The sequence below is a fragment of the Actinomadura harenae genome (assembly GCF_003696215.1).
Taxonomy (GTDB): domain Bacteria; phylum Actinomycetota; class Actinomycetes; order Streptosporangiales; family Streptosporangiaceae; genus Spirillospora; species Spirillospora harenae.
The window spans coordinates 22,044-28,557 of record NZ_RFFG01000099.1; the positions used below are offsets into that span (position 1 = coordinate 22,044).

At 73.8% G+C, this 6,514-nt stretch carries 5 protein-coding genes and 1 pseudogene; 1 reads left to right on the forward strand and 5 read right to left on the reverse strand.

Translation table 11 applies throughout. The features are described from left to right. Positions 1 to 21 precede the first annotated feature (21 nt). Both EBO15_RS34900 and EBO15_RS34905 read right to left on the reverse strand, forming a co-directional pair. Positions 22 to 1,536: a hypothetical protein gene (locus EBO15_RS34900; RefSeq protein ID WP_147481794.1), complete on the reverse strand. Its 1,515-nt coding sequence runs from the start codon at positions 1,534 to 1,536 to the stop codon at positions 22 to 24. Positions 1,537 to 1,592: 56 nt separating this feature from the next. Next, the gene (locus EBO15_RS34905) at positions 1,593 to 2,120 is read right to left on the reverse strand and encodes a DUF6939 family protein (RefSeq protein ID WP_122198746.1); all 528 of its coding nucleotides are present in this window, start codon (positions 2,118 to 2,120) and stop codon (positions 1,593 to 1,595) included. A gap of 108 nt (positions 2,121 to 2,228) precedes the next feature. On the opposite strand from EBO15_RS34905, the gene EBO15_RS46450 reads away from it, so the two are divergent. Further along, a complete protein-coding gene (locus tag EBO15_RS46450; RefSeq protein ID WP_122198747.1) occupies positions 2,229 to 3,086 on the forward strand; it encodes an AraC family transcriptional regulator in 858 nt (285 codons plus the stop codon). A 119-nt stretch (positions 3,087 to 3,205) separates the two neighbouring features. On the opposite strand, the pseudogene EBO15_RS34915 reads toward EBO15_RS46450, so the two are convergent. The 3 genes and pseudogenes from EBO15_RS34915 to EBO15_RS34925 form a co-directional block, all read right to left on the reverse strand. Continuing rightward, positions 3,206 to 4,177, reverse strand: a pseudogene (locus EBO15_RS34915) (MFS transporter); the annotation flags it as partial. Positions 4,178 to 4,352: 175 nt separating this feature from the next. Next, positions 4,353 to 5,453, reverse strand: coding sequence for a hypothetical protein (locus EBO15_RS34920; protein ID WP_147481795.1), 1,101 nt, complete (start codon positions 5,451 to 5,453; stop codon positions 4,353 to 4,355). Between the two features lie 168 nt (positions 5,454 to 5,621). Continuing rightward, positions 5,622 to 6,514: SbcC/MukB-like Walker B domain-containing protein (locus EBO15_RS34925; protein ID WP_147481796.1), on the reverse strand; the 893-nt coding region annotated here is incomplete at its 5' end.

Below are 6,514 nucleotides of genomic sequence, written 5' to 3' on the forward strand. Positions count from 1 at the left end.
CCAAATACCACCAAGCGCTCCCTAAGACTCGCGCGCCAGGCCGAGCTGCCACCGCAGCCGCCGCTCGGCCCCCTCCCGCAACTCACCCCCGGCGACCCGGACCAGCCGCGCCAGTTCCTCCCCCACCCCCGCGGGCGGACGCCCGTAAACGGCCCGTGCGTCACGGTCCAGCCAAATGTGCAGGTCAGACCGCGCCGCGGGCCCCAAATCGGGGTCGTGGACGGCCAGCAGCCACAGGTCGGCCTCAAGCCGCGTCCACGTACCGTGCCAGGCGAGGAGCAGATGCGCCGCCCTCCGCACATGCAGGGGCCCCGCCGACCGCAGCAACCCCCGAAGCTCCTCCACCGGGACGATCACCTCCCGCGCGATCACCTCCCGCCCGACCGTCCGGACGACGACGGGCGCCGGATCGGTCAGCAGCACCGGCCAGCCGTCCCGGCCGCCCAGCGACGCGATCGTCCGCACCGCGGCCGCCCGCACCCGGGGCCGCGCATGCCGCAGGAACGGCTCGACGACCGCCACGTCCTCGCGACCGCCGCACTCCCCCGATCCCAGGATCGCTCCGGCGACCGCCGCCGTCCCGTCGTCCACATACGAGGCCAGGGCCTCCCGGTACAGGGACGCCGGGTCCTCACCCAGACGCCGCACCGCCCACTGCGCGACCGAGCGCACCGCCGCGGACCGGTCCCCGAGACACTCCCGCCCGCGCTCGGGACGCCCCGACCGAACGAGCGCGTCGAGCGCCATGGCCCGCAGGACGCCACTCCCCGCGGACAGGAGCGGCTCCACCAGGTCGGGACACCCTCCGGCGACCACCCGCTCCACCAGGAACCTTCCGCACCACGCCCGGCAGACGTTGTCGCCTTCGGCGAGCATCGCGTCCAGGACGCCCCGCGCCTCCACGTCCGGGCCGTCCAGCCAGATCCGATAGGCGAGCCGCCGCGCGTGCCGGTCGTCCGCGCCCCGGACGGCCGCCAACGCTTCGGGCGACGCGTCCGCGAGAAGGTCCGTGACCAGGCCGAGGACGACGTCGCCGCGCCGGCGGCCGGCCAGGTGCGCGGCCATCCCGACGGCCGTCACCGCCCGCGCGTCCGCCGATCCCAGCGCGTCCCTCAGCAGGCCGGGCAGGAGTGCGCGGGCCCTGTCCGCAACCGGCCCGGCCCAGTCCGCCGCCCGGAGCACCACGACCGGCAGCAACCGCGACATGTCCACCCGGCGTCGCAAGGCCATCTCGCGGACGCGCCCGTCCGCCGAGCACAGTGCACGCAGCAGCCCGATCTCGCTGGTCAGGCGGGCCTTGGACGCGGCGCGCCTCCCATGCACATGACCGTTCCGGTAGATGTCGTCATTCCGCAGCCGCTCGTCCAGCCTCGCCCACGTGCGCGGGGTGGCGCCCTGAAGAGCCTCCAGCACGGCCGCGCCCGTGGCGTCGTCGGCGGGAAGCTCGGAGATCAGGTCGGCCAGCGCCTTCGCGTCGTCACCGTGTCCGTCGGCGTTCGCCCGCCTGACCAGCGCGTCGAGCATCGAAGCGTGCATCCCGGCACGATGGCAGGGCCGACGCCGGGTGTGCCACCGACTTTCCGAGCGTCCGCTCAGGACTCCCGAACACACTGGGCCAGAAGCGCCGCGTGCGACAGCGGAGTGGAGAGATCGGTGATGTCGCCGTTGGTCGTGTAGTCGAGCAGGACGACGACCCGCCGATCACTCAGCGCGCGCAGCTCGGCGACGAGGTCGGCGGCCCGGTGTTCGAGCATCCAGCGGTAGGTCGGGACGAACAGGACGCGCCTCGCCTCCTCGTAGCCGAGCAGGCGCCCCTCCCAGCGATGCCCCAACGGCGCACCGAGCCGCCGGACGGTCCGTTTGATGCCCTTCATCGTCGTGATGTCCAGCTTGGAGAAGTCCTCCGGTTCACCGGCGAACACCTTCAACGCCTGCCAGACACCCTCGACGGACTGCGAGGTCCGCTCCGGATGGCCGGGCACGGGAATGCCGCCATGCGGCCAGAACGGACTGAGCCGCGTCCACGGCTCGGGACCACGGGAGGTCACATCGACGATCAGCGCGTCAGGGAACTCCCGGTCGAGCGTGGTGCGGCGGCGACCGGCGACGTGAAGAGGCATGCCCCGAGCCTGCCAGGCACCTCCGACAGTTGATCTCAAGCTGAGTCGAACCATCGCGCCCGCTTCGGGGGAAATGGTGGGACGAGCGCGGGTGTTGTCGGGAGGGTGGTGGACGATCAAGGCGGCCGGGCACGCTGGGTCTCCAGCCTGACCTGGGAGTTCGCGGACGCGGGCGACGTGGGGCTGAGCGGGGGCGCCTGGCGGGAGATGCCGGCCGGGACGAGCCGGGTGACGTTCGTCCGGCGGGGACTGCTGCGGGTCCGCGGTGAGGGGACCACCGACCTCGCCGCCGGTGACCTCGTGTGCTTCCCCACCGGCGTCCGGCATGAACTGCACGCGCTCACCGACGTCGACCTGCTCAGCGTCGGGCTGGTCCGGGACGGGAACGACGCCGGGCTGCCGTCCCGCATCCTGCTGACCGACCTCGCCCGGAACGAACCCCTGGTCGAGGTGCTCTTCGGGGAGCTGCTCAAGGGGGCGCGGGAGTTCAGGACGGACGTCCTGCGGCATTCGGCGACGCTGCTGGCCTCGCTCGTCGTGAGTTCCTGGCTCGAACGCGGATGCGCGCCGGACCGCTGGCTGATGCGCGTCGAGGACGCCGGCGTCGCCCGCGCCGTGGCGGCGATCCACGACGACCCGGGACGGGCGTGGTCGGTCGCCGACCTCGCCCGGGTGGCGCTGCTGTCCCGCTCGGAGTTCGCCGTCCGCTTCCGCCGGGCCGCCGGGGAGACGCCCGTCCGCTACGTGACGGCGGTCCGGATCGAACGGGCCCGGCGGCTGCTGCGGGACGGCGGCCTCGGAACGGAGCAGATCGCCCGTCAGCTCGGATACGGGTCGTCGGCCGCGTTCTCCCGGGCGTTCACGCGCGCCGTCGGGACGTCCCCGGCGCGCTGGCGCGACGGGCGGCGGATCGACAGCGGCAGCAGCACCGCCCCGACCACCGCCAGGGACGCGGCCAGCGCGTAGTCCGTCTGGACGCCCAGGACGTCCACCACGAACCCCCCGGAGGCGGAGCCGAGCACGGTGGCCAGCTGGAACACGGCGATACCGGCGGCGTTGAAGGACTCGATCCGCCCCGGCGCGATCCTCGCGACCCAGGTGGAGACCATCGTGATGACGCCCCCGAAGGCGACGCCCCAGACCGGGACGGCGACCATGACGGCGGGCGCGTGCCGGCCGAGTACCGCGACCACGAGGACCGAGGCCGCGACGGCCGCAGGGATCGCGACGAGGAAGGCGCCCAGGCGGCGATCGATGAGGACGCCGATCGCGAGGTTCCCGGCCAGGCCGCCGACACCGAACAGCGCCAGCACCACCGCGCTCCCCCGGGACGTCATGGACGGATCCAGTTCGAGCACCGGCCGCACATAGGTGTAGGCGGCGAAATGCCCCGCCGTGACCGCCGCGACTCCCAGCAGGCCGGGCACCGCGCCCACCTGCCGGACCACCGCCGACGGCCGGACGCGTCCGCTTCCCGCCGCCCCGGGCGCGACGGGCGGCACCGTCGACCGGACGGAGACGGCCGCTGCGGCGCAGAGGACGGCGGCGAGCAGGAACACCGGACGCCAGCCGAGCAGCGTGCCCAGCAGCATGCCGAGAGGGACACCGGCGACGGTCGCCGTCATCGTCCCGGCGTTCACCACCATCATCGACCGCCCGATCCGGGCCGGATCGGCGAACGACGACACGATGACCAGGGCCAGCGACCAGAAACCGCCGACGGCGACGCCGAGGACGAGCCGGCCCAGAAGCAGCACCCACAGGGCGGGGGCGACGGCGACGACCGCGTTGGCCACGGCCGCGACACCGGCCAGGACCGTGATGAGCAGCCGGCGGTCGGCGCGCGGGAGGACCGCGCCGAGCGAGGTCGCGCCCGCGAACGCGGCCAGCGCGGTCGCGCCGACCGAGAGCCCGACGGCTCCGTCGCTCGCGCCGAGGTCGTGGGCCATCGCGGTGAGGAGGCCGGGCGGCAGGAACTCCGAGGTGACCAGGGAGAGGCTCGCCATGAACAGCGCCGCGAGCGCGGCGCCCCGGCCGGAACCAGTGGAAACAGACATGCCCCCATGCTTCGGTGGGGGCCGTCGTCCTCGTGTGACCCATCGTCCGGGCCCGTTGATCCACCGTCCGCGCGCACCGGGCCGAGCGCCTTGACACAGTAAGGTTCGCGCGGAGGCGGCTGGACGAAGCGGGGCCCGGCCGTGGTCGGCCGGGCCCCGCTCACCTATCCGGCCTCTAGTGCCAGTAGGCGGACTGCATCTTGTTGCCGGTGAGCATGCCGCCGGCGGCCCAGACCGTCCTGCTCCCGGCCTGGTTCACCATGGCGGAGACGTACGTCCTGGACACGCCCGCCGGGACCGTCAGGGCGGCCTTCGTCCACGTGCCGGACTTGGACCGGTGCCGCATGGTCGTCCCCTGGGAGATCCAGATGCCGCCCGCGCCGTCCGAGGCCATGTCCGAGTAGTACGTGCCGGCCGCGCCAACCGCGACCTTCCAGGCGGTGCCGTTCCAGTGACCCAGCAGCGCCTTGGTGACCGTCTTGCCGCCCACCTTCGTGTAAATGGTGCCGGCGGCCCACACGTTGGAGGACGACACCGGCACCACGGAGTTGAAGGTCGAGGCGGCCTCCCCGTTCGTGTCCAGGTTCGGGATCGCCGGAACCGGCGTCCGCTTCCACGACGTCCCGTTCCAGTGCGCCACGGACGGCACGCCCTTCAGGTGCCCGACGGCCCACAGGTCCGTGGACTTGGTGCCGCCGATGGCCCGCGGCCAGACGCCGATCTTCTGGTTCTTGAAGGACGACCCGTTCCAGAAGCGCGCGTAGTCCGCGGTCGCGGAGAACACCCACGTGGACTTCGGCCCCGTGGTCACCACGCCCCCGGGCCAGTAGCCCGCGCCGAGGTCGTGGCTCTTCCACGTCGTGCCGTTCCACACCAGGGCCCGGTGGTAGCCACTGCTCTTGTCCGTCTTCTGCCCGGCCACCCACACGTTGGACGCGGAGGTGGCGGAGACCCCTTCCGGCAACGTCCCGGTCAGCGACGCGGGCACCGACACCGGCGTCCAGCCCTTCGCGGTCAGCCGCGACACCGTCATCTTGTACGTGGACGAGTCGTACGCCGCGGACCACATGCCGCCCCCGGGCGTCGACGCCAGCGACAGGACCTCCTTGCCGGCGCGGTTGGCGGGCTGGACGAGCCGCCACGCGGCCTCGCTGCTCGAGCTCGGCGCGGCCGACGACGTGGAGTCCGGCGCGACCAGCGCGACGACGCCGCCGACGGCGGCCACCGCCGTCGCGCAGCCGCCCGCGACGAGCGCGATCCTTGTTCCTCTATGCACTTGTTCACCCACACTCTCGAAGAAAATGATCTTGAGCGGTGCAGGGGAGGCTAACCATGATCCACCGGCCCCCGAGGGCTTTTCCGTGACTCGCCCAGCAAACGGTCAGGCAGGACCGGACGGCACGGGACGAGGCGGCACGGGCCGTCCGGACCGGGCCGGAACGGGCTAGACCACCACGCGGACGGTCGAGCCGGTGCGGCTCTTGGCGACGCGGAGTTGCGCCGGGATGCGGGTGCGGAGCTCGGCGACATGGCTGACGACGCCGACGGCCCGGCCGCCGTCGCGCAGCGCGTCGAGGACGGCCATCACCTCGTCCAGGGTCTCGTCGTCGAGGGTGCCGAAGCCCTCGTCCACGAACAGGGTGTTCACCTCGGTGCCGCCCGCCTCGGCGGTGACGACGTCGGCGAGCCCGAGCGCGAGCGACAGCGAGGTGATGAACGACTCGCCGCCCGACAGCGTGGCCGGGTCGCGGTCGCTGCCGGTCCAGGCGTCCACGACGCGCAGGCCGAGGCCGCCGCCGCTCCGGCTGCGGTCGCCCGCCGCCCTGTCGACCGTGTGCCGCAGCGCGTACCGCCCGCCGGACATCCGCGCGAGCCGCTCGTTGGCGGCGGCGACGACCCGTTCGAGGCGGGCCGCGAGCACGTACGCCGACAGCGACATCGCGTGCCGGTTCGCGGGCGACCGGCCCGAGGTCAGGCCCGCCATCCGCTCGGCGACGGCGTGCGCCTCCGCGGCCGGACGCCACGCCGCGACGGCCCCGGCGAGCTCCCCCCCGAGCACGGTCACCCGGGACAGGCGCTGCCCCGCGCGCGACACGGCGGACGCGGCGGCGGTGCGGGCGGCCTCGGCCCGCTCGACCGCCGCCGTCAGCGACTCGAGATCGGGTGCCGGACGGGATGCCGCCCCGGCCACCGCCCGGTTGGCGAGTTCGGCGCGCACGACGGCCTCGACCGCCTCGAACCCGCGGATCCGCTCCCGCAGGGGCGCCTGGTCCTCGTCGTCGAGGTAGGAGGCGGACGCCGCGTCCGGCGAGGTGAAGCCCTCCTCGGCGGCGGCGT

Excerpts from the sequence above, each read along its gene's own strand:
- EBO15_RS34900 (WP_147481794.1), bottom strand. The coding sequence starts at position 1,536 with ATGCACGCTTCGATGCTCGACGCGCTGGTCAGGCGGGCGAACGCCGAC.
- EBO15_RS34905 (WP_122198746.1), bottom strand. The coding sequence starts at position 2,120 with ATGCCTCTTCACGTCGCCGGTCGCCGCCGCACCACGCTCGACCGGGAG.